The organism is Syntrophomonas curvata, assembly GCF_052976825.1.
On the sequence record NZ_CM129641.1, the window covers coordinates 204,342 to 228,102 of the forward strand.

The 23,761-nt window shown below is 45.5% G+C and carries 16 protein-coding genes; 15 read left to right on the forward strand and 1 reads right to left on the reverse strand.

All coding sequences use genetic code 11. From position 1 onward, the window contains the following. Positions 1 to 5: 5 nt before the first annotated feature. The gene (csaB, locus tag ACU70B_RS01080) at positions 6 to 1,094 is read right to left on the reverse strand and encodes a polysaccharide pyruvyl transferase CsaB (RefSeq protein WP_447184523.1); all 1,089 of its coding nucleotides are present in this window, start codon (positions 1,092 to 1,094) and stop codon (positions 6 to 8) included. A 297-nt stretch (positions 1,095 to 1,391) separates the two neighbouring features. Here csaB and ACU70B_RS01085 point away from each other — a divergent pair, with 297 nt between their 5' ends. From ACU70B_RS01085 to ACU70B_RS01155, 15 genes are all read left to right on the forward strand, one after another. Next, entirely contained in the window at positions 1,392 to 2,459 is a 1,068-nt protein-coding gene (locus ACU70B_RS01085) for a glycosyltransferase family 4 protein (RefSeq protein ID WP_447184524.1), read from the forward strand. Positions 2,460 to 2,474: 15 nt separating this feature from the next. Continuing rightward, positions 2,475 to 3,593, forward strand: coding sequence for an LCP family protein (locus tag ACU70B_RS01090; protein ID WP_447184525.1), 1,119 nt, complete (start codon positions 2,475 to 2,477; stop codon positions 3,591 to 3,593). Positions 3,594 to 4,073: 480 nt separating this feature from the next. Further along, a complete protein-coding gene (locus tag ACU70B_RS01095) occupies positions 4,074 to 6,497 on the forward strand; it encodes an N-acetylmuramoyl-L-alanine amidase (protein WP_447184526.1) in 2,424 nt (807 codons plus the stop codon). Positions 6,498 to 6,908: 411 nt separating this feature from the next. Continuing rightward, complete coding sequence (locus tag ACU70B_RS01100; RefSeq protein ID WP_447184527.1) at positions 6,909 to 9,296, forward strand: copper amine oxidase N-terminal domain-containing protein; 2,388 nt, start codon at positions 6,909 to 6,911, stop codon at positions 9,294 to 9,296. Positions 9,297 to 9,496: 200 nt separating this feature from the next. Continuing rightward, positions 9,497 to 10,453, forward strand: coding sequence for a Wzz/FepE/Etk N-terminal domain-containing protein (locus ACU70B_RS01105; RefSeq protein WP_447184528.1), 957 nt, complete (start codon positions 9,497 to 9,499; stop codon positions 10,451 to 10,453). A gap of 58 nt (positions 10,454 to 10,511) precedes the next feature. Beyond that, positions 10,512 to 12,962 carry an O-antigen ligase family protein gene (locus ACU70B_RS01110; RefSeq protein WP_447184529.1) on the forward strand — a complete coding sequence of 817 codons (2,451 nt, stop codon included), beginning with the start codon at positions 10,512 to 10,514 and terminating at the stop codon, positions 12,960 to 12,962. A 59-nt stretch (positions 12,963 to 13,021) separates the two neighbouring features. Next, positions 13,022 to 14,866, forward strand: a complete 1,845-nt coding sequence (locus ACU70B_RS01115; RefSeq protein ID WP_447184530.1) for a polysaccharide biosynthesis protein — start codon at positions 13,022 to 13,024, stop codon at positions 14,864 to 14,866. 45 nt (positions 14,867 to 14,911) lie between these two features. Further along, entirely contained in the window at positions 14,912 to 16,096 is a 1,185-nt protein-coding gene (locus ACU70B_RS01120; RefSeq protein WP_447184531.1) for a DegT/DnrJ/EryC1/StrS family aminotransferase, read from the forward strand. After that, entirely contained in the window at positions 16,096 to 16,674 is a 579-nt protein-coding gene (locus ACU70B_RS01125; protein ID WP_447184532.1) for an acyltransferase, read from the forward strand. The genes ACU70B_RS01120 and ACU70B_RS01125 overlap by 1 nt, the downstream gene beginning before the upstream one ends. Further along, a complete protein-coding gene (locus ACU70B_RS01130) occupies positions 16,674 to 17,996 on the forward strand; it encodes a nucleotide sugar dehydrogenase (RefSeq protein ID WP_447184533.1) in 1,323 nt (440 codons plus the stop codon). The genes ACU70B_RS01125 and ACU70B_RS01130 overlap by 1 nt, the downstream gene beginning before the upstream one ends. An 11-nt stretch (positions 17,997 to 18,007) precedes the next feature. After that, entirely contained in the window at positions 18,008 to 19,009 is a 1,002-nt protein-coding gene (locus tag ACU70B_RS01135; RefSeq protein WP_447184534.1) for a Gfo/Idh/MocA family protein, read from the forward strand. A gap of 83 nt (positions 19,010 to 19,092) precedes the next feature. Continuing rightward, a complete protein-coding gene (locus ACU70B_RS01140; protein ID WP_447184535.1) occupies positions 19,093 to 20,574 on the forward strand; it encodes a lipopolysaccharide biosynthesis protein in 1,482 nt (493 codons plus the stop codon). Continuing rightward, complete coding sequence (locus tag ACU70B_RS01145; protein ID WP_447184536.1) at positions 20,561 to 21,316, forward strand: methyltransferase domain-containing protein; 756 nt, start codon at positions 20,561 to 20,563, stop codon at positions 21,314 to 21,316. Before ACU70B_RS01140 ends, ACU70B_RS01145 begins: the two co-directional genes overlap by 14 nt. 80 nt (positions 21,317 to 21,396) lie before the next feature. Continuing rightward, a complete protein-coding gene (locus ACU70B_RS01150; RefSeq protein ID WP_447184537.1) occupies positions 21,397 to 22,551 on the forward strand; it encodes a glycosyltransferase in 1,155 nt (384 codons plus the stop codon). Positions 22,552 to 22,615: 64 nt separating this feature from the next. Continuing rightward, positions 22,616 to 23,758 carry an N-acetyl sugar amidotransferase gene (locus ACU70B_RS01155; RefSeq protein WP_447184538.1) on the forward strand — a complete coding sequence of 381 codons (1,143 nt, stop codon included), beginning with the start codon at positions 22,616 to 22,618 and terminating at the stop codon, positions 23,756 to 23,758. Positions 23,759 to 23,761 lie beyond the last annotated feature (3 nt).

Here is a 23,761-nt window from a genome sequence, read left to right on the forward strand (position 1 = left end):
GCGGCTTAATAACCTTGCCTGCGGGTGCGGCACAGGGCCAGGGCCAGGTGGGCGGTCTCTTCGGCCCGGGTGCGCAGTTCGCGGGCCTTCCGGCGGATTTTCTCCTGCACTCCGGTATCGGCCAGCAGGGAACGTATCTGCGCGGTCATCTGGCCTGCATTACCTGTCAACGGCTTCTCCCCGAACTGTCTTAAGAAAGAATCGACCTTGGGGTCATAGGAAATACCCTGAAAAAGAATTTCCTGGCTGGCGGCAAAAATCAGAGCATGCAGGCGCATGCCAATCATGAGCTGAAGATGTGAAATCAGGGCCACATGCTGGTGGCTGGTCAGATAGCTATCTATTAGTGCGGCCGGTTCTTCCATCAGGGAAACGACCCGCATAGACTCCTCCACATCTGCCGGGTAGTCCATGGGTATAAATATCACCTGATAACCCTCGCGCACCAGTTTGTCCAGGACTTGGGCCAGTTCTGGCTGATAACCTTCCAGAGCCGCCCATTGGCGCACCGACACTCCCACCACCCGGCCTTTGCCCGGGCAATGTTCGCGCAGCAGCCGGCGCATTGCCTCATAATCGTTATCTTTTGGTTCCAGGCTGAAAACCGGATCGGCAGTTACCCTAACCGGAGGGCGGGTTACCCCGATTTGCTGCAGTACCTGGACTGAATCCTCATCCCTTAAAGTAATCATGTCCACCCGATTGGCAACCCGGCGCATAAGAAACTTACTGAAGCGGCGGTTGATCGGGCCAACCCCCTGGGCATAAAAAATAACCGGCTTTTTCAGCCATAAAGCCAGGGCCACTATACTGATATAATAAGGCAACGAGCGGGGACCGGTAACATCCTGAAACAGACTGCCCCCTCCGCTGATCAGGAGATCAGAACTGCGCAGTTCCCGGCTGACCGACCAGGGATTTATGCGGTTAACCGCTCTCAGACCATGCAGACGAGCGGTCTTCCCCGGATAACCGGATAATACCACAAAGCTGGCCGATGGTTCCAATTTCTTTATGGTGCTGGTTATAGCTGAGAGCAAAGCCTCATCCCCGGCATTATCGAAGCCATAATAACCTGAAAGGGCAATCTTCATATCCTAGACTCCTGTGTCGTATAATTGTCGTTTGCATTCTAGTTCATTATAGTATTTGCCAAAACCAGGTGGCAATAAATATTATCCTCATCGGCCGACCTGCAAGCTACTCCTGCAATCTTCGTAAATAATTGATAATGGCCGAAATAAATAATATGATTACAATCCGCTCAAATCATGCTAATTCTACCATAAATTATGCCCGGTCTACATAATTAGCCTGTATATGTCATATGGACAAGTGTAATATGGCGGTGCTAGAATGTTTCTAGTAGAGTTTTGGAGGGTTTGTGCCTTATGGCCGCACATTTATATATAGCAGTTCTGCTGTCAGCTTTTGTCTTGTCCTGTCTGGCAAGTCCTTTTGCCATCAGGCTGGCTTTTAAAATCGGGGCGGTTGACCGTCCGGAACAGCGCAAAGTCCATACCCAGCCCATGCCCCGCATGGGCGGTATGGCTATTTTCCTATCCTTTCTCGTTTGCCTGTTATTTATTCTTAAAGTATCGGGGCCGTTTACCGGCCTGATTTACGGCGCCTGCATAATATTTCTGGTAGGCTTGCTGGACGATATATTCCAGCTTTCCGCCTGGATCAAACTTTTGGGGCAAATTGCTGCCGCTGCGGTGGCGGTGCATTTTGGAGTGGTAGTGCATTTTGTTACCAACCCCTTTAATGGCGCCCTCGATCTGGGTTTCCTGAGCATACCCCTTACCCTGCTCTGGATAGTTGGAATAAGCAACGCCATTAACCTGATTGATGGGCTGGACGGTCTGGCAGCAGGGGTATCGGCTATTGCCGCTACCACTATGGGTATTATAGCTTTAATCAAAGGCCAGCCCGAGTTTGCAGCAGTCACCTTTACCCTGGTTGCGGCCATCGTCGGTTTCCTTCCGTTTAACTTTTATCCCGCCAGAACCTTTATGGGTGATTCCGGTTCCAACTTTTTGGGATTTACGCTGGGATGCCTGGCTATAATCGGTACGGCCAAAAGTGCGGCCCTGATTTCGCTTTTTATACCTATCGTTATCCTGGCCATTCCTATATTCGATACCTTCTTCGCCATTATACGGCGGATGCACAATAAAGCACCGATTTTTTTGCCTGACCGCGACCATCTTCATCACCGCCTCATGGCCCTGGGGATGAGCCACCGCCGCAGCGTTTTAATCATCTATGGCATCAGTGCCTTTTTCAGCGCGGTCGCCGTTGTCATTACCTTCATCAGCAGTTCCAAAGCTAATGTGATGCTGGCCCTGCTCCTGCTGCTGGTGGTATTGGCGGCCTATAAAATCGGGCTCTTGAGCGGAGAAGAGCGTCAGACCAGTACCCGGGTGGAAGGTCACACACGGAATGTTGAGCTATAAAAGGAGCAATTATTAATGAAGAAATCATTCTTAAAATGGATGCTGGCGGTCGGACTGTTATTTGGCATGTTTTTTGGGCTGGGGGCAGGACTTACCAAACTAATGCAGCCCGAGCAGCCGGAAAAAGAAAAACCGGCAGAGGCCCAAAAGCAGTATCCTGATGATGGTGAGAGAACCAACATCCTGGTGCTGGGGGTGGATGCCCGACCGGGAGAAAAAAACTCCCGCTCCGACACCATGCTGCTCGTTTCCATCGATCCCAAACTGGACAAGGTAGCAGTAATCTCCATACCTCGGGATACCCGGATAAAAGTTAAAGGGAGCTATCTGGATAAAATATGCACGGCCAACTACATTGGCGGTCCCAAATACGCCGTTGACCGGGTGGAAGACCTGATGCAGACGAAAATCGATCACTATATAGAGATGGACTTTAACGGATTCAAACAAATAGTCGACACCTTGGGCGGCGTCACCATAGATGTGCCGCAGCGCATGTACAAGCCGCTGGAAGGAATCAACCTTCATCCGGGCAAACAGAAGCTGAATGGTAAAAATGCCCTGGCCTTTGTTCGCTTCCGGGACTATATCAACGGTGATATTGACCGCACCTACCAGCAGCAGGTATTTATAAAAGCCCTGGCGAACGAAGTTCTGCAGCCGAAAACCATTACCAAACTGCCCAGCCTGGTTAAGCAGCTAAAACAATACGTAGAAACAGATATCGGTTTTACCGGCATGTTGAAAATGGCAAGCTGGGCGCCGGGTTTTAAATCCGATGCAGTCATAACCCAGACCCTGCCCGGCTGCTTCTATGACGAAGTGGACAGAAACGGAAAACTCCTGAAAAGTTACTGGCTGGCCGATGAAGATGAAGCCACCAGTTTGCTGGACAACCTCTTTGCCGGCAAGACCGTGGCCGTGGTAAAGCAATCTCCTCCTCCGGCAGTAGTCGGGCCGCCTGCAGGGAGCGGTAGTTCCGAAGGTGAAGCCGAGACTCATGATAAGGATACCCCCGTCACGGAGGGTGTCGATAAGCAGCGGCCTAACTTACCCAGTCCCGGCCATAATGGAGAAATCGAAACACCCCCGGCGGAGGATACGGATCCCGCCGGACCCGACGGATATATATAAGAGCAGTCAAGGCCGCTAACTTGCCAACTCTAGCCATAAGTCAGCAAGCTAGCGGCCTTGACGCATTTTCTGCCTGAAAAACAGATAAAAAGCAGGATACCGGGCCTGAGACCTGTGCTCGTATTTCTTCTCCCACCGGACACCATACGGCATGCCGGATGTATGGGGAGATAAGCTGGTTTGCAGGATAACCCATAGCGGCTGACGGCTTTATAACCTGGCCGGCGGAGAAAACAGCAGCCTGCCCATAGAAGGTGTGCCTGCCTTCAGCGTGGAGCATGATCATCTTTGCTATACCGGGCCGACGCCCTCCACCGCCTATACCAACTGCTGCAAGCGATAGGCAACCGTCAAGCTGGAAATTATTGATGTTTCACGTGGAACATTTTCCGCCAAAAAATTTAACTTGCCTGCAAGTAAAACACTTAAAATAGTGTATTATAGACAAAAGACAAAAGCTATGGAGGAGAATATTACATAATGCTGAAACCAAAAGCTGCCTTTAAAAGATTAACGACGCCTAATCCGGCTGATTATAGAAAACGAACCATAAGATTACCGCTGCTCGTTGTCCTGCTAAGCACCTTTTTCTTCTCTTTCCTGCTCAGCGCCTCAGCTGCCACCGGTATCATCAATACCGATAACGTAAACATCCGCTCCGGCCCCGCTACTACCTATGACGCACTGGGTCGGCTGAGTCAGGGCAGCCAAGTGGAAATACTGAGCAGCAAAAACGACTGGTATCAGATTCAATCGACTGGCTTAAACGGCTGGATTCGCAATGACCTGATCAACGTGCAAAAAGAATATTTCCTGAAAGTGACCGGCAACGGAGTAAATCTGCGCTCCGGTCCCGGTACTGGCTTTGATGTTGTAGGGTCTGCCAGCCAAGGTGAAATCCTTACCCTGCTTGACGTCAAGGGTGAGTGGTACCAGGTCAAGACTGTTGCCGGTCTACAGGCCTATATAAAGGCATCGTTTACTCAGAAAACGGAAAAACCGGTTCCGGGTAACAATACCGGACCTGTGCCTCCCCCTGCTGCTGCGTCCGGCAAACAGGTAGAGGTAACCTCGGGGACTGTATTCCTGCGCAGCGGCCCCGGCAGCAGCTACGATAAAACGGGGAGCGTTTCCGGAGGCGATATTCTTTTGGTACTGGGCCAGGAAGGCGACTGGTATAAAATAAAGAAGGCCGACGGCAGCAGCGCCTACGTAGCCGGGTGGCTGGTTCAGCCCGCCAATGCCGCCGCGCCTACCACCCCCGCGACCCCCAACAATAATACCGGCGTTCCCGCCGTAATCCTGGATGGACGCCAGCTGACCTTTGAAGTATCGCCCATTATAGAAAATGACCGTACCCTGGTGCCCCTAAGAGCCATATTTGAAGCTATGGGCGCCAGTGTGGACTGGGATAACAAGACCCGTACCGTCACTTCAGTAAAGGATGGGACCACCGTAATTCTGGCTATCGGCTCCACCCGTCCCACCGTAAACGGACAGGCCTGGCCTCTGGATGTGCCGGCCAAAATAAAAAACGACCGTACCCTGGCTCCCCTGCGCTTTGTAGGTGAAGCCTTCGGCGGCAAAGTAGACTGGAATAATACCACCCGTACTATTACCATTACCAGTCCCCCGGCTCCTTCCCCGGCTGAGCCGGAAGAGCCCAAACCTGAACCAAAGCCGGAGAATCCCGGCCCGGGAGCGATATGGCTCTCACTCAATACCGATGAAAACGGCATCCAGATACGTATGGACTCGGGCGCCAAACTGGACGCCGATATCAAAGAGGACAGCGGCAAAGTGACCTATGAATTTAAAGACCGCCAGATCGAAGGACTGAACCTGGTCAAGCAGTCCCTGGGCGCCGGTGAAGCGAAGGCTAAAGCCAGGAACGTAGGGGGCAATACCATAGTGGAGATAGAATTCCCCTATAGCACCCAATACCAGACCGCCAGTGAAGAAGGCGGCAAAAGGGAAGTCTTTATCATTCCTAATTCTATCCGGGCAATAGAACAGAAGGGTATAGGCAGTTCCGGCGAGCGTCTGGTTATCAGCACCCTTACTCCCGCTAAATACAGCAGCAGCAAGAATGGGGATATTATCGAAATAAAATTGCCGGGAGTACTCAAAGGCAAAGTTCAGAAGGAATACCAGTATAACAATAGTTTGATGAAGACCGTCGCCATCGAAGAAACGACCGGGACAAACAGTGCCACGATAATTAAGATTGCTACAACCGGCGAAGTGGCAAAATACATAGTGGGACAGAGCACTGATGGCCGCGATATCAACATATTGATGGTAGGTAAAAGCCAAATCAAGTCTCGCCGCGACAACCTGGTAGTTCTGGACCCGGGCCACGGTGGCAAGGATCCCGGAAGTTCCGGAGCCGACATCAAAGAAAAGGACATAAATCTGAAAGTCGCCTTAAAAGCCGGGGAACTGCTCAAGCAAAGAGGGATCGAGGTGGAGTATACCCGTGATACCGATATATACCTGGAGCTGACGGAAACCAGGGATGAGATCAGCGAGATTGCCAACCGGCTTAATCCTGCTCTATTTGTATCCATTCATGTTAACGCCGCCTTGAATTCCTCGGCTCAGGGTACGGAGACCTACTATTACGCTCCGGTAGATAATGACCTGCTCTTCCTGCAGCAGGATGAGAGAAAATCCCTGGCCGAAAATCTGCAGCGTCAGTTAATAGCCAAGCTCAAACGCCCCAACCGTGGGGTAAAAACTAAAAACCTGGCAGTGTTAAGAAACACCACTATGCCATCTGCCCTGGTAGAATTAGCCTTTATCAGCAACCCCGAGGAGGAAAGGCTATTGCAGCAAGAATATTTCATTAATTTGGCCGCTGAAGCCGTAGCCGAAGGTGTAGCGGCTTATATGGGGAAATAAAACCCCAAAAATAGTTGAGGCCGCGGTCTGCAAGCTGCTATACAACATCAAATACATAAATTGGTTATTGTTTCAAATGAAAGCAGAGCTTACGAGCTCTGCTTTTTCAGTTTATGTCGAAAAAGTAAATGCTGTTAAATATAGGAACAACGAGCAATTTAATAATGTAACGACATAATTCGCCCTATAATACAATAAACATATCATAAATATATAATTTAAAACATAAATATAAAGCGGAACAAACTGGCGGAAAATGTCGTCCATATAAACTGGCTGGTGGATTAGTATATGTCCACTGATTACCTGAACAGTTAGGAAATACAGGAAAAGGGGGAATTGTGAAACATCTGCAAGCACTGATTACCTGACTAAATCTAGCAAAGATTATATTAACAAGGAGGAAAAAATATGCTAAGAAGAAACAGGACTCTTTCTATAGTTATGACCCTGTGCCTCTGCATGGCTCTAATAGCTCCCGTATTTATTGCTCCGCCAGCAGCTCAGGCAGCAGTCAACTATCAAGCTCTGTCCGTACCTATAGTATCAGCTAATACAGCAGCACAAGGTCTGGGTATCATGCAGATTGATATTGACAATTGTGCTCCCATTAAAAATGGTGATGTCCTCACCGTTAGTTTTTCCAGTTCAATGAATATCGGCCCTAGTGGTGCTGTATCCGTAGTTGCAGTCAGAACAGCAGCTACTGAAGAGGTAGTTGTTCCTGGTTTAATCGGGGGAACAGCCAATGCATTAGCAACAACCAGCTTGGCAAGTGCAAGTATCAATGCCAGCAACAATACCTTGGACCTGGTATTCAACGGTACTTTCTCAGCTGCAGGTAGTTCCAATCCTGGCCGCTTAATGGTTTATTTAACCAACACTACTGTTGGATCAGTTGAAAATGAAATTACCGCTAGCCTGATGGGCCCTGCCAGTGGAGTATTCCCGCAGGGATCTGTTACAGTAGCCAAAATCAGCAGTGGTGGTGCTACAACCAGTACCATTAAATCTGCAAGAACCTTTGGCTCAAATGGCGGAACTACTGATGAGATTATCCTTACCGAAACTATTCCTGGCAGAATACCCGCCGGGGACACCATTAAAGTAAAATTGGCTCCTGGTTTCAGATGGACTGCCGGTTCGGGAACCCTGAACTGGGGTTGGGCTCCGGGAGTTCTGGGTGTTGCTGTTAATGGCAGTGATAACCGTATACTCGATTTAACTATTCCTACCGCCCCGTCTAATTCTACTGTTGGCGCTGGCCAGGTCAGATTTAGCGGAACGATAGCTATTGATGATTCCGTAGCCAAAGAAGGCGAAGTAGTTGCTACTATCTATGACGCTGCCGGCAAAGTAACTGAGCAGGATTTGGTGGTTGCCAACTACGCTTCCTATGGTGTAAAGCTTGTTGAGGGAGACGCAAAAACCCTAACTGCAGGTAAATCAGAACAAAAGATTGGCAAATTCACCATTGAAGAAGGCATTGCTGGAAGCCTGCTGGCCGGCAGAAGCATCAAGCTGACCCTTCCCCAGGGCGTAAAATGGTGGGCTGGATACAGAGACGAGAGCACATTAGTTCCCGCCGGTATAACTAACCAGATACCCAATCCGAGCATCAAAAAAGGTGCAACTATTGCGCTTAGCGATGCTAATCCCACTGCAGGTGGCATCCAGGCATTCTTGGTTGGAACAAACACCAATAACGCCAGTGATCAGGGAAGAACCTTAAGGTTCAGTTTGGCTGCCCAGAGTACCAGCAAGGCTGTACTCGAGTTAGATAACTTGAAAGTAGACGTATCTCCTGACTTTACTGGAGATGTGAAGATATCTGTAAGCTCAGATGCTGGCGTTAATGGAGAGGTTAAAGTAGCTACCGTTGACCCTGCTGTTAAATTAAAATCTGAGAATGTTACCAATGTAAGAATTGGTGAACAGGATCAGGCTCTTGGAGATATCGTTATTGTCGAAAGCAAAAAAGAAGCTGTTAACCTTAGAAACAACACTGTTTATACCAATGGTACCAACTATGCTGTTCTAAATCCCGGCAACACCAGCATTGAATTGCGCTTACCTGCGGGTGCCAGCTGGAGCGGCGGATATCCCAAGGTTGAAGTAACCGAGGGTAATCTGGAACTTGGCATAAGCAGCATGAGCAAGTCCTTTAATCCGGTTACAGGTATTCACTCCATAAGCATACCTGTGAAATCCGAAAGTACCAAAGCAAGTACGATTAAAATCAGCGGTCTGAAAGCGACCCTGAACCGGACCATACCCGAAGGTGAATTCAAAGTTGCTGTAGACGGTCAAGCTATCAACGAAGTTGGTGGAGTAAACCTGCCGTTTTCACAGTATGAAGGCAACAGAGTAGTTGTAGCCAAGTGCGTAACCCCTGCTCCCAATGAAGGAACTGCTGGTGCAGCTGCCGGGCAGTTTAAAATTGGCTCCAACATCTACCAGGTAAACGGAGTATCCAAAGTTATGGACGTTGCCCCCTATATCAAGGGTGACCGTACTTATGTCCCCGTTCGTTACCTGGGATATGGCCTGGGTGTTGCTGAAGCTGACGTAGTTTGGGACGAAGCAACTCAAAAAGTTACTCTGACCAAGGGTGACAATGTTGTGGAAATGACCATCGGCAGCACTACCATTACCGTAAATGGCGAAGCTCAGACCATGGACGTAGCACCTGAGATTGCCAGCGACCGCACCATGCTTCCTGCCCGCTATGTGGCAGAAGGCCTTGGCTACCATGTTGGCTGGGATCCTGGTTCTCAGACAGTATTAATCTCCAAGTAAGGAACAAACTGCTAACATAAACCATATAAGCCGGGCCTGACAGGCCCGGCTTATAGTTTATTTTCCATATAATTCTTTTAATAATTTCACCAAACAGCAGGAAAACAGTAATAACTTATAGAATTATATCTAATTATTGTGTAAACAGCTTATTTTATAAAAGGTATAAAAAAGTAAAAAACAAGGGGCAGAGGTATAAAATGAACCGGATTAACAATCAGCCAGAGTATAACTGCGAATATGACGAAATCGACCTGCGGGATATATTTAAAACCATGGGAAAATGGAAATATACTATAATCAGTGTAACCCTAACATGCATGTTCTTAAGCGGCATCATAAGCTTATATTTCATGGCTCCGGTTTATGAAGCCACTACCATAGTTGCCCCCGCCTCTGTATCTCCTCTGGGCAGTCCCGGCAACATAGCTTACATAGTAACCGAGGATAACTACAACAATGTTACCAATAGCAAAAAGATGTCGGACAATGTAGATAACATCATCAAACTGACCAAGGTAGATGTCAGTCGCTATTCGGTAATCCTGACCAGCAATGAAATCCTGCAGAATACAATAGCAGAACTGGGGCTAAAAACTACTCCTATTAAGCTCAGAGGTCAGATCAGCGTGGAACCCCAAAGGGAAATGGCTGATGTCAGCCGAGTAACCGTCTCAAGCGATAATCCTAAGCTGGCGGCTTCCATAGCCAATACCTTGGTGAGCCAAACCGCTGCATACCTAAACAGGCTGAATAAGAGGAAAATGGATGACCTGTCACTAAACCTGGAGAATCAGCTGGCAGCAGCCCAGGGTGATCTGGATAATGCCTTAGCCGGCTTAAAAAAGTACCAGGCAGCTAAAACCTCGGCCCCCGGCTCGGTTCAAATAGAAATAGAACTAAATAGGTTACAAAACGAAGTCAACCGCAGGGAAAATATCGTTAACTCGCTTAGCTCCAAAATACTGGAACTTAAAGTCTTGCAATCCTTCGACTCGGTAGAAGACAAGGTGGTAGTTTTGTCTGCTGCCGCCGTACCGGAAGATCCGGTAAAGCCCAATAAGAAATTAAATGTCGCCATAGCCGGAGTTCTCGGGTTGATGATATCAGTATTCGGCGTTTTCCTGGTGGAGTACTTAAAAAAGGAAGATAACTAAAACACCACCTTAAGAAGCCGCCACCGTATAAAATACATGGGACTTAACAAAGGACGCGATGAGCAAAAAAAAGGTAAAAAAAAACAAACCTAAAACAGAGGGCACCCAACCAACCGTAAACTATTTCTCACTGCTGGTTTTTATCCTGGCCGCTGCATTGATTTTTTATCCGCCCTTTTTCCGGGGCCTGTTCTTCAACCAGGACATGTTCATCTACCACAGCCTTACCGCTCTGGTATTCCTCCTGGTCTGCATTGATAAAATCCGCCGGCGGGATTACAGCTTCCTGAGCACTCCCCTGGACTGGGCAGTACTGGCCTATGCCTTGGCTTATCTGCTTTCCATAATAGGAGCAGTTCACCCCGGTGAAGCGGTTTACGGCTTCCTGAAGGCGCTTAACTACTTTATAGTCTTCTGGATAATCAGCCAGGCGGTAAGAAGCTACCGTGATTACATAAACATACTGCGGGTTCTGTTCGCCAGTGCGGTGGGAGTAGCCCTGATAGGCATTATGGCTGCTACCGGCTGCTCCAAATATCCGGCTGCCTTCGAACCTGCTACCGGGGTTATCCTGTCCACATTGCAGTATCCCAATACTACAGCAGTTTATTTAGCCATAGCCAGCCTGCTGGGAGTCACCCTGTGGATAGTGGAACGCAGACTTTACCTGCGCCCGCTCTACTCTCTGGCCAACTTTCTCATGATACTGGTAGTACTGGCCACCATGTCCAAAGGGGCCTGGCTGATATTTATTCTGGGAGCAGTGTTATTACTGCTGGGCATGCCGGGGAAATACCGCTTAAGCTCAGTATACGGCCTTATGCTGGCTATGGCAGCTGCAGCGGTCACCGCAAGCAAATTTCTCCCGGCCATAAAGTCGGCTCCTACAGCCGGAGCCCTAAAAATGTTAATGATCGGTGTCCTTATCATTCTGGCCGGCGAACTGTTCTGGCAGATGATGCTTAGGATTTACCGGCGCTGGGGCAGAAGGACTATTCCCGTCATAATAACCTTGTTTCTGCTATTAGCCGGGCTGGCTGCTTATCAGCAGGCAGGCAAAGTACAGCAAATTACAGAAGAATTAAAGGTCAGCAGTCTGGCAGCTGAGTTTACCGGTCTTAAGGATGTCAAAGGAACCAGCTACACCAGCCGGATTGATTTTTACCGCTGGGCTGGACAGATCGGCAGGGATCACTTCCTGACCGGTGCGGGAGCCGGGGGGTGGAATGCTTTATACCATCAGTACCAGGAATATCTCACCTGGACTACGGAAACACACAGCCATTTTCTGCAGGTCTGGGTGGAAACGGGCATTGTCGGTTTGGCTGCATTCATTTCCATTTGGTTGCTCTTGCTGTATATGGCATTCAGGCGCTGGCGGAAGCTGCGCAGTTCATCTGAAGATGAATTGAATACAGAAACCGAACACTGGGCGCTTAACTGGGGAGTATTAACCGCTGCGCTGGCCTTCGGGGCTCATGCCGCCATTGATTTTGATCTTTCTCTGGGTTCCATGGCGATACTGCTCTGGACCTTATTTGCCTTGATTGACAGTGCAGCCCGAAACGACAAATTATATACCGTTAAAACCATGCAGCAGCCATGGATACTGCTCTCAATAGGGATAGTTGTAGCCGTGGTTCTGTTAGTATCCGGGCAGCGTATGCTGATGGCCAATAACATATTTGTTGCCGGCGATGCCCGCATGATTCAGGCGGCATCCCTGGCGGAGGGAGCGGAAAAAGCTAAAAAACTGGAGAATTTGGCAGCACAGACTGAGCAGGCCTGCAAGTTAGACCCGTTTAATGCCCGCTGTTATGCTCTGTATGCCCAGGCCTGCGCCCTGCAGTATAACGGTCTGATTGCCCGTAATGACCCCAATGCCGCTTCTTACCGGGATAAAGGCCGGGAAGCCATTAAAAGAGCGGAAAAGTTGGCTCCATATGATATCAAACTGCGGGGCAGCATGGTAAACTCCTGCATACTCTTGCAGGACTATGATGGAATGGTGCGACAGGCGCATTATCTGGTAGAAGCCAATCCCAACGATATCACCAGCTATGAAACCGCCATAAAGGTTTCCCTGGCTGCGGCCGAGCTTTCTCGCAACAGCGGACAGCCGGAAAAAGAAAAAGACTACCTTAAAGAAGCGGTGTCACAATACAATTCCTTAATAGAACAAAGCGAAAGAGCTGACCAGAATAAAATCACTATGGGCTACTGGCAGGGAGCCTTACTGATACCCAGTTCGGATAGCCGTTTAAACACAGCCAAAGCCCACTATCTGCTGGGAGCTTACCAGCCCGCCCGGGAGGTGCTGGAACCAGTAATGAACGGTACTGCCGGACCACCGCCCACTGACCCCGGCGCCGGAAGCTGGTATGCAGCTATTCTCTACAAGACCGGCGAAGAAGCCCGGGCCCTGACCATAGTGGAACCCATAAAGCAAAGTAACCCGGACTTGTTTGCCCTGTACCAGAATCTGATTACTCTGCAACCCTTAAGGTAATGATTCTGTACCCGAAAATCTGATTATGTTGTCTATTTCTATAAAACGAGGCGATACCCATGAACTACTGGCTCAGACTGATAAGCATGATAATCTTCGATGCCGTACTGGTAATCTCATCAGTATATTTATCCCTGTTACTGAGATTTGACGGCGGGATCGAAGCTCCTTATTACCAGGCCTTCATTGCCCTGGTTCCCTGGTTCGCCATCATCAGCCTGGTGAGCCTCTACTTCTTCCGCATCTACCACCGTATGTGGCAGTATGCCAGCGTAGGTGAACTGTACAGCATAATAAAAGCCATTACCACCAGCATGCTCGTTATAGTGGCTCTGATCTACACCATCCCGCTGCCTTACCTGCCCCGCAGCGTATATATACTCTCCTGGGGCTTAATGATTGCCCTTATAGGCGGGTCCAGGCTGGGATGGCGGATACTGAGAGATTTTATAATCAAGGATATCAGCTCCGTAGCCAAACGGACCCTGATTATTGGCGCCGGAGATGCCGGAGCCCTGGTGGCCCGGGAATTAAAAAACAACCAGGGATTAAACCTGCAAGCAGTAGGCTTCATAGATGACAGCCGCTATAAGCAGAACTTAAGCCTGTACGGCATACCGGTCCTGGGAAACCGCAGAGCCATTCCTCATATAGTCGAACACTACGGCATTGAAGAAATCATTGTCGCCATGCCTTCGGCCGGCGGCAGGGTAATAAGAGAGCTGATTGAGATCTGCCAGTCCACTCCGGCTCAAATGCGTATCTTCCAGGGGGCCGGCGATCTCTTAAGCCAAGGTAATAAAATAAGAAATATTGAATTGGAAGACCTGCTCCGGCGCGAGCCGGTAAAATTAAACCTGGAGGAAATAGCTGCCTACCTGACCGGCAAAACCGTTCTGGTCAGCGGAGCCGGAGGCTCCATAGGCTCGGAACTATGCCGCCAAATCTGCAGCTTCAAGCCTCACAGCCTGATCGTATTGGATTACAGTGAGAATAACCTTTTTGATGTAGATAACGAGCTAAGGGAAGTCTGGCCCGATATACAGATTGAGACCGAACTGGCCGATATAAAAGACCGGGCCCGGCTGCAACTGGTATTTTCCCGCAACCGGCCCCAGGTGGTCTTCCATGCGGCTGCCCATAAACATGTACCCATGATGGAGAAACACCCGGCTGAAGCCATTAAAAATAATATCCTGGGAACTCGAAACATAGCTGAAATGGCTGATAAATTCGGTACCGAGACCTTCATCCTGATATCCACCGACAAAGCCGTCAACCCTACCAGTGTTATGGGGGCTACCAAACGTATCGCGGAGATGCTGATACAGGACTTAAACCAGAATAGCCAAACCAATCTTGCCGCCGTCAGATTCGGCAACGTCCTGGGCAGCCGGGGCAGCGTGATCCCCACATTCAAAAAACAGATAGAAAACGGAGGCCCGATAACCGTCACCCACCCCGATATGACCCGCTACTTCATGACTATCCCCGAAGCCGTGCAGCTGGTAATTGAAGCCGGGGCCATGGCCACGGGGGGAGAGATATTCGTCCTCGACATGGGCGAACCGGTAAAAATAGTTGACCTGGCCCAGGATCTCATCCGCCTGCATGGCTATGAACCCGATAAAGACATCAAAATCAAATTCACCGGCATCCGCCCCGGCGAAAAACTATATGAAGAGCTATTCAGCACCCGGGAACAAATGGCTGCCACCATCCATGACCGGATATACATATCCAATAAAGACCAAGACAGGAATTTTAACAGTATAGAAACCATAGACACCCTATTTGCCAAAAACGCCTTTATCAACCATAACGACGTAGTAGAACTAATCAGTCAGGTACTACCGGAGTACCACGCCACGAAAAAAGAAGTATTGAACCAGTGTCAATCATAAAAAATCTGCATCCTTCTGCGTAACAGAAAGGAGTTCCGACTAACTATGCAAATACCACTCATAGACCTAAAAAGACAATACGCTGCTATAAAAGATGAAATCGATAAAGCTGTTTGTGAAGTTCTTGCTGATGCGCAATACATTATGGGCGCAAACGTAAAAACCTTTGAAAAAGAATTCGCTGATTATATAGGAGTTAAACATTCTATAGCGGTAGGCAACGGGACCGACGGCCTGGTAATCGCTCTACAATCATTAAACATCGGCCCGGGCGATGAAGTGATCACCTCTCCCTATACCTTTTTTTCTACCGCGGAAAGCATTTCCAACGTCGGCGCCCGGCCAGTCTTTGTAGATGTTCGCCCTGACACCTATAACATGGATGAAAACCGTATTGAAGCTGCCATCACCGAACGTACCCGCGCAATAATGCCGGTACATATCTTCGGACAGCCGGCCGAGATGGAGAAGATAAATAATATTGCTGACAAATATGGCTTAAAGGTGATTGAAGATGCCTGTCAGGCGGTAGGCGCAAAATACCAGGGAAAAAAAGTGGGCAGTTTGTCTGACATAGCCGTATTCTCGTTTTTCCCAACCAAAAACTTGGGAGCTGCCGGTGACGGTGGTATGATTACCACCAATGACGACAATCTCGCCGCCATTTGCCAGGCCTTAAGACTGCATGGCAGCGGTGAAGGGGGCCGCATAGCCTATAATCTCCTGTATAAAACAGAAGAAGAACTGGAGGAAGCATCCGGTGACAACACCGTATATGACCCCCGTAAATACTATAATTATCTTATCGGGCATAACTCCCGCCTGGATGAAATCCAGGCAGCCATTCTGCGGATAAAGATAAAAAAACTGGACGGTTATAACCGGGCCCGCCAGCAGATAGCTGCTTATTATGGGCAGGCACTGACCGGAACTTCCTTTATTACTCCCGCCACTATTGATGGAAGAGAGTGCGTATATCACCTATATATTTTACAGACCGAAAAGCGGGCGGACATAGTAAAAAGACTGGCAGCAAAAGGTATAGCAACAGGTATTTATTATCCGGTTCCCCTACACCAACAGAAAGCCTTCAGGGATCTGGGCTATAAACCGGAAGATATGCCGGTGGCCCAGTATCTTTCCCAACGAACCTTTGCCATACCCTGTTTCCCGGAACTGACGACTGAGGAACTGGATTATATTATTTCTGCTATAAAGGAGGATTCCTGATGGGAAAAGACTACTTCGTCCATGAATCCAGCTACATAGACGAACCATGCCAGATTGGTACCGGAACGAAGATATGGCATTTCTCCCATATCATGCCGGGAGCCCGGGTGGGAGAGAGTTGCAACATAGGCCAGAATGTAGTCATATCTTCCGGGGTCATACTGGGAAATGGAGTGAAAATACAGAATAACGTTTCCGTTTATACCGGAGTTATCTGCGAAGACGATGTTTTTTTAGGACCGTCCTGCGTCTTTACCAACGTCATAAACCCCCGCAGTTTCATAGAACGCAAAACCGAATATAAAACTACCCTGATAAAACGAGGCGCCACCATCGGCGCCAACGCCACCATCATTTGCGGCAACACCATAGGACGCTATGCCCTGATCGGAGCTGGTGCAGTGGTCAGTAAAGACATCCCCGACTATGCTCTATTGGTAGGCAACCCCGCCAGGATCATAGGCTACGTCTGCAAATGCGGTGAAAGATTGGCATTTAACGAAGCCGGACAGGCCCAATGTATTGTCTGCGCTGCACAATATATGAAGGAAAATGAAGTTGTCAGGGAGGTATTATAATGTCATTGAAACAAAACTTGCTTGATAAAATAAACAGCAAACAAATTATCGTCGGCGTAGTCGGCCTAGGATACGTAGGCTTGCCCCTGGCAGTGGAAAAAGCCAAAGCCGGCTATAAAACCATTGGTTTTGACGTCCAACCCAGCAAAGTAGAAATGGTCAACCAGGGTATCAACTATATTGGCGATGTAGTTGACAGCGAACTTAAAGAACTGGTAGAAAACGGTATGCTGTCCGCCACCTGCGACTTCTCCTTCGTGAAAGACGCAGACTTCATAGCAGTAGCCGTCCCCACCCCCCTGGATCAATACCAGCAGCCCGATATAAGCTATGTCAGAGATTCTACCATAGCCGTAGCCCAATACTTACGTAAAGGTACCATGGTAGTTTTGGAATCCACAACCTACCCCGGTACAACCGAAGAACTAATGCTTCCGCTATTAGAAGAAGGCTCCGGATTAAAATGCGGAGAAGACTTCTACCTGGCCTTTTCCCCCGAGCGGGTAGATCCGGGCAACCTTATATACCAGACCAAAAACACCCCCAAGGTAGTAGGCGGAGTAGGCAGAGACGCCACCGAAGTCATTGCCGCCATGTATCGCAACGTACTCCAAGGTGAAATATTCGAAGCCTCCTCCCCCCGAGTGGCCGAAATGGAAAAAATACTGGAAAATACTTATCGCAACGTAAACATCGGCCTCATAAACGAGCTGGCCATGCTATGTAATAAAATGAACATAAACATCTGGGAAGTGATCGAAGCCGCCAAAACCAAGCCCTTCGGCTTCACTCCCTTCTACCCCGGCCCCGGCCTGGGAGGACACTGTATTCCCCTGGATCCTTACTATCTGTCCTGGAAGGCCAGAGAATACGGCTTCCATACCTCAATGATCGAAGCCTCCATGATGGTAAACGACCGCATGCCTGAATATACCGTAGAACGCACCGGGAAAATCCTAAACAAATTTAAAAAGGCATTAAACGGTGCTAAAGTATTAATCCTGGGCGTAGCCTACAAAGGCGATATCGACGACTATCGCGAAAGTCCGGCTATAAGGGTAATAGAAGAATTCGAAAAGGCAGGTTCAGAAGTTCAATACTATGACCCCTTTATAACCGAATACAAAGAAAAAAGCCATACAAAAAAAGGTCTGCCTGAACTAACTGCGGAAACAATTCAAAACTCCGACATAATAGTAATAACGACAAACCATACAAAAGGAGTAGACTACGACTTCATCCAACAAAACGCCAAACACATATTCGACACCAAAAATGCTATGAAAAATGTAACTGGTCGAGAGAATATAGAGTTATTATAGAGGAGTTCAATATGTTAAAGATAGGATTAATCGGCTGCGGAAGAATTTCAAAAAATCACTTTGAAGCCATTGCCAGGCAACCCGATGCCCAGTGCATCGCCTGCTGCGACATAATCGAGGACCGCGCCCGAGAAGCAGCACAAAAATATAATATTTCCACCTGGACAACTAATTACGAACAAATGCTCCAGAACCCAGAAATCGACCTGATATCCATCTGCACCCCCTCAGGTCTGCACCCTGAGCACGGTATTTTGGCCGCCAGAGCCGGTAAACACGTGCTGACCGAAAAACCCATGGCCTGCCGTCTCAACGAAGCGGATGAACTGATAGCAGCCTGTGACCAAGCAGGAGTAAAACTGTTCGTAGTCCTCCAGAACCGCCTCAACCCCAGCATCCAACTGGTCAGAAGAGCCTTCGAAGAAGGCCGCTTCGGCAGAATATACATGATAACCTCCAACGTCTTCTGGACCCGCCCCCAGGACTACTACGACATGGCCCCCTGGCGCGGCACCTGGGAACTGGACGGCGGCGCTTTCATGAACCAGGCTTCCCATTATGTGGACATGGTCCAATGGTTCGGCGGTCCCATAGCGGAAGTAAAGGCTATAACCGCCACCTTGGCAAGAAACATTGAAGCTGAAGACACCGGCTCTGCCATAATCAGATTCCAAAATGGTGCCATCAGCAGCATCAACGTAACCATGCTGACCTACCCCCAAAACCTGGAAGGATCCATTACCATTTTTGGTGAAAAAGGTACAGTAAGAGTTGCGGGAACCTCCATGAACAAAATCGAACACTGGGAATTTGCGGATAAACAATCCTATGATGATGAAATAGGAAAATACAACACTAACCCCAGCTCCGTTTACGGCTTCGGCCATAGCGAATACTATCGTAACCTAATCGGCAGTTCCCATGGTACAGCGGAACAAATCAGCACTGGCCCAGAAGGTAGAAAATCGCTTTATTTATTGGAACAAATATATACAAATAATAAACCTTACTAACCAAAGAAAGGTTGAAAGAGTAGGGAAAATAGGGAAGGAAATTAATTGAAAGGATACCCCTCACCCCTCACTCCTCACTCTAAATGATAAATAAACTTCGAACAATCCTGACAAGCAAACTACCCCCGGGCAGTTTCATTCGTAACGTAGTAACCCTAATGACGGGTACTACCTTTGCTCAGGCGTTAGGAATAATAGCGGCACCACTATTAACACGGTTATATACACCTGAGGATTTTGGAGTATATGGAATTTATATGGCATTGGTCGGTGCTTTGGCCATATGTGCAGGTGGTGCCTATGAACAGGCGATTGTTATAACTGATCAAGATGATGATGCTTTAAACATTATGGCTCTGACTCTATTAATTAGCCTTATTTATAGCCTGATTCTTCTATTTTTATTCAATATATTTAGATACCAAATATCAACAATACTTAATGTTTTAAATTATAAAAATTGGCTATGGCTAGTTGCAATCGGGGTCTTTATTACTGTATTATTCCAAACTGTAACTTATTGGAGTATCAGAATAGGTCAGTTCCCGAGGTTAGCAGTACGGCAGTTTACACAGAGTACACTAACTATAGGAACACAATTATATTCCGGATATTCGCTAAGTGGAGGTTTATTAGGTTTATTCTTATCATCATTATTAGGACAGTTAGTTGCAACAGGCCTAATACTAATGAAGATGATTAAGGAAGACCTAGCTTTATTATACAAGCATATAAAGATAACTAATATGTGGCGTGTAGCGAGGCGTTATAAGCGTTTCCCACTGTATCTTGTCCCAGCAGGATTACTTAATAACTTAGCATCAACTTTGCCATTACTTTTGCTTGGCTATTGGTTTAATCCTCATACAGTTGGCTTTTTTGCACTTAGCAGCAGGATTCTAGTTATTCCAACCCAGCTAATAGGGAATTCAATTTCTCAGGTTTTCTATCCCAAAGCGAATGCTGCTTACCTAACGGATAAACTTACTGAGATAACATTAAATATGCTTGTATATCTTGTGCGTTTAGGATTAGTTCCGTTTATGTTGTTTATTTTTGTTGTTCCCGAATTATTTGGATTGATTTTCGGTTCTGAATGGGATGTAGCGGGCAAATATTGCGTTTGGTTAGGCATATTTGCTTGTTTTAGGTTTATATCTTCGCCACTTTCAAGTATATTTGTTATTCTAGGAAAGCAAAATATCACTCTGATCTTTGACTTGTGTTCGCTGTCTTTACGAATCCTTAGTATTTATATAGGAAATTTATTAAATAACGATATGCTTGCAATTATGCTTTACGGTTTAACAGGTGCAATTATGTATCTATTAGCTATTTATTTAGTTATTATTTTTTCAAACATAAGTCTAAAAGATGTATTCTGCCTTACAAAATTAGAAATCCAATTGGCAGTGCTTGTATTACTGTTATTGTTTGTAAAAGATGCTTTATCGTGTAGCTGTACTTTTTCAATAGTAGTAAGCATACCAATTGGGTTAATATATATTTTTTATGAGACTTCTAAACATAATTTACTTAAGGGAGGTAGCTATGGCAAAGATTAGTCTTTATGAATGTAAGGATTATTTGAATGGCAGTTCTTTTGATCCGGGATTAAAAGTTGAAATTCCTCATACGGAATTAATGTATAGGATTGAGTTGTTGGAATCATTGACAAAAGGCTTAAAAGTAATTCATTTAGGGTGCACTGACCATCTCCCTCTAATTCAAGAAAAAATAAGAAAAGATACTTGGTTGCATGCACGAATAGTACGAAGCAGTGAAAAGTGTTTAGGAGTTGATATAAACAATGAAGCTGTAAAATATGTGAAATGGGAATTAGGTTATAAAGATGTATATTGCGCAGATCTTTCAAATCAACCCTTAGCCGAAATAAGAGAAAAATCATGGGACTTGTTAGTTATGGGAGAGATTATTGAGCATGTTCCTGCACCATCTATTTTTATTAATAAATTGATAAACAATCTAGAGGGAAGAGTAAAACATCTGGTTATAACCGTACCAAATGCATTTGCATTAGAAAACACAAAGTTTACTAGGAATAATATAGAATTTATCAACAGTGACCACTATTTTTGGTTTACACCTTATACGATATCTAGAATTGTTAAAAATGCTGGATGTGAAATAGAAAAAATATACATGTGTGAATCAGAACGTCCTAGTCAGCGCGCTCGTGTAAGGAATTATTTATATTACCGAAAAATACAGAACCATTCATTACTTAGAAACACAATTGTAGTGTTAGCTAGAATAAGAGAAAACAATACAATAGAGGTTAAATAATAATGAGGATACTATACTATTTTACAAATTCGTATCCATTTGGTATAGGAGAGGTATGGAAATATAATGAGCTTAATTGTTTGAAAGATCATTTTGACAAGATAGTTGTTATTCCAAACTCCTATGGAGGTAATAATGTAGCGAAATCTGTTCCTTCTGATATCGAAGTACAGAAACCAATAATACCATACATTAAAAAAGTTAAATTTAAATATTTTGATTTCTCGCTTTTAAAATTATTATTCCGAGCAATGTTATGTAACTCTCCTGTTAAGTACCATTTGCGCGATTTTAAAGAGAATAAAGTCTGGACTAAACGAACTTGGATAAAAAGATGGTTAACTGATTTGTTATTAACTAGATATTATTATCGAGAGTTAAGTAAGCGTGGAGTAATTCATACAAATGCTGTTTTTTATTTTTTTTGGGGAAGTGGTACAGCCAGTATAGTACCATATATTGAAAATACAAATATAAGGATGATCATAAAATATCATGGAGCTGACTTATATAAGGAAAGAAACAATGGATATTTTCCGATTCGTAATGCTCAGTATAATTCTGTTGATGCAGCATTATTTATATCTAAACACGGATTGGATTATGCAACCCAGCACTATCCAGCCAATAAAAACAAAATGCATTTGTTCCGTTTAGGGGTTTATCATAGAGGATTATCCGTACCGAGTAAGGATGGGGTTATTAGGATAGTGTCTTGTTCTTTCTTAGTACCGGTTAAAAGAGTGAAGTTAATTGTAGAAGCATTAACCTTATGCAAAGACAATATAGAATGGACCCACATAGGCGGAGGCTCTGAATTGGAGCAAATAAAAGAAAGGGTAGTTAATCTTCCTGGCAATGTAAAAGCAAATCTTGTTGGAATAGTCAAGCCAGATAGAGTACTGGATTTCTATATTGATAAACCAGTTGATCTTTTCCTTAATGTAAGTTCATCTGAGGGCATTCCAGTATCTATTATGGAAGCTATGTCTGCAGGTATACCTGTTTATGCTACTAATGTCGGGGGCACTTCAGAAATAGTCAGCGATAAAACGGGAAAATTATTAAATCCTAACGTTTCACCAAAAGAATTAGCACAATTGTTAAATGAATTCACTAGGTTGCCACTTGAAGTAAAACTAGAATTAAGGAATAATGCTTTTAATTGTTTTAACACTTGTTATAATGGTGAGCAAAATGTCAAAGCTGTCGCTGAATTTATAGGAAATATATAATTAAATCCATATTTGACGTTAAATAGGAATTGAGTAGGATAAATATAAACGAGGTGATTAATATATGAATTTCCAAATATGTAATCGCTGTGTTATGGATACTACCGATCCATTAATAACATTTGACAATAACGGATATTGTAATCACTGTAGCAGTGCGATTAGCAATATTGAAAAATATTGGCTTAGAGGTCGGAACGGAAAAGTCAAATTGGAGCAGCTTTTTAAAAAGATAAAAGTAGAGGGTATTAATAATAAATATGACTGTATTATTGGTTTAAGTGGAGGTATTGATAGCTCATATTTAGCATATTTGGCATCACAATACGGATTAAGGATGTTAGCTGTTCATGTTGATGCTGGGTTTAATTCAAAAATAGCAGATAACAATGTAAAGAATTTATGTCAAAAATTAAGTATTGACCTTGTTGTAGAAAATGTTGATTTTAATGAAATGATGGATTTACAGCGGGCATACTTTTTTGCAGGGGTTCCTAACGAGGATATACCACAGGATCACGCTTTTTTTACTGTTTTATATTCCTATGCAGAGAAAAACAAAATAAAGTATGTTATAAATGGATTTAATTTGGCAACTGAATCAATTTTACCAACTGCATGGGGGCATGATGCTTATGATACAAGAAATATTAAAGATATTCATAAGAAGTTTGGTTCCAAACTTTTAAAGAACTATAAATTAATGAGTTTCTATAATTGGTATATAAAGTATCGGTTTTTAAAAAAAATAATAATCCTTAAACCATTAAACTATATTGATTACAATAAGGAAGAAGCAATAAAAATATTAGAAAAAGAAGTGGGTTGGCAATATTATGGAGGGAAGCATTATGAATCGAGGTTCACTAAACTATTCCAAGCACATATTCTACCAGTTAAATTCGGTTATGATAAAAGGAAAGCACACTTATCAAGTTTAATTGTAGCTGGGCAGATAACCCGAGAAGAAGCAATTAAGGAATTGAATAAGCCATTGTATGAAATACAAGAACTTGAAGAGGATATAATATATTTCATTAATAAAATTGATATTACAAGGGAAGAATTTGATGAAATTATGAATCGTCCTCCTCGAAACCATGAGGATTTTAAGACAAATACTACTATTCTTAATGTTCTTCGTAGAATATATTCTTGTTATAAAAAATTAGTTAGCTTAAACACTAGAATCAGAGTAAAGGTATAGCGA

Excerpts from the sequence above, each read along its gene's own strand:
- ACU70B_RS01155 (WP_447184538.1), top strand. The coding sequence starts at position 22,616 with ATGAATTTCCAAATATGTAATCGCTGTGTTATGGATACTACCGATCCA.
- ACU70B_RS01125 (WP_447184532.1), top strand. The coding sequence starts at position 16,096 with ATGGGAAAAGACTACTTCGTCCATGAATCCAGCTACATAGACGAACCA.
- ACU70B_RS01095 (WP_447184526.1), top strand. The coding sequence starts at position 4,074 with ATGCTGAAACCAAAAGCTGCCTTTAAAAGATTAACGACGCCTAATCCG.
- ACU70B_RS01085 (WP_447184524.1), top strand. The coding sequence starts at position 1,392 with ATGGCCGCACATTTATATATAGCAGTTCTGCTGTCAGCTTTTGTCTTG.
- ACU70B_RS01090 (WP_447184525.1), top strand. The coding sequence starts at position 2,475 with ATGAAGAAATCATTCTTAAAATGGATGCTGGCGGTCGGACTGTTATTT.
- ACU70B_RS01120 (WP_447184531.1), top strand. The coding sequence starts at position 14,912 with ATGCAAATACCACTCATAGACCTAAAAAGACAATACGCTGCTATAAAA.
- ACU70B_RS01135 (WP_447184534.1), top strand. The coding sequence starts at position 18,008 with ATGTTAAAGATAGGATTAATCGGCTGCGGAAGAATTTCAAAAAATCAC.
- ACU70B_RS01100 (WP_447184527.1), top strand. The coding sequence starts at position 6,909 with ATGCTAAGAAGAAACAGGACTCTTTCTATAGTTATGACCCTGTGCCTC.
- ACU70B_RS01110 (WP_447184529.1), top strand. The coding sequence starts at position 10,512 with ATGAGCAAAAAAAAGGTAAAAAAAAACAAACCTAAAACAGAGGGCACC.
- csaB (WP_447184523.1), bottom strand. The coding sequence starts at position 1,094 with ATGAAGATTGCCCTTTCAGGTTATTATGGCTTCGATAATGCCGGGGAT.
- ACU70B_RS01130 (WP_447184533.1), top strand. The coding sequence starts at position 16,674 with ATGTCATTGAAACAAAACTTGCTTGATAAAATAAACAGCAAACAAATT.
- ACU70B_RS01115 (WP_447184530.1), top strand. The coding sequence starts at position 13,022 with ATGAACTACTGGCTCAGACTGATAAGCATGATAATCTTCGATGCCGTA.
- ACU70B_RS01105 (WP_447184528.1), top strand. The coding sequence starts at position 9,497 with ATGAACCGGATTAACAATCAGCCAGAGTATAACTGCGAATATGACGAA.
- ACU70B_RS01145 (WP_447184536.1), top strand. The coding sequence starts at position 20,561 with ATGGCAAAGATTAGTCTTTATGAATGTAAGGATTATTTGAATGGCAGT.
- ACU70B_RS01140 (WP_447184535.1), top strand. The coding sequence starts at position 19,093 with ATGATAAATAAACTTCGAACAATCCTGACAAGCAAACTACCCCCGGGC.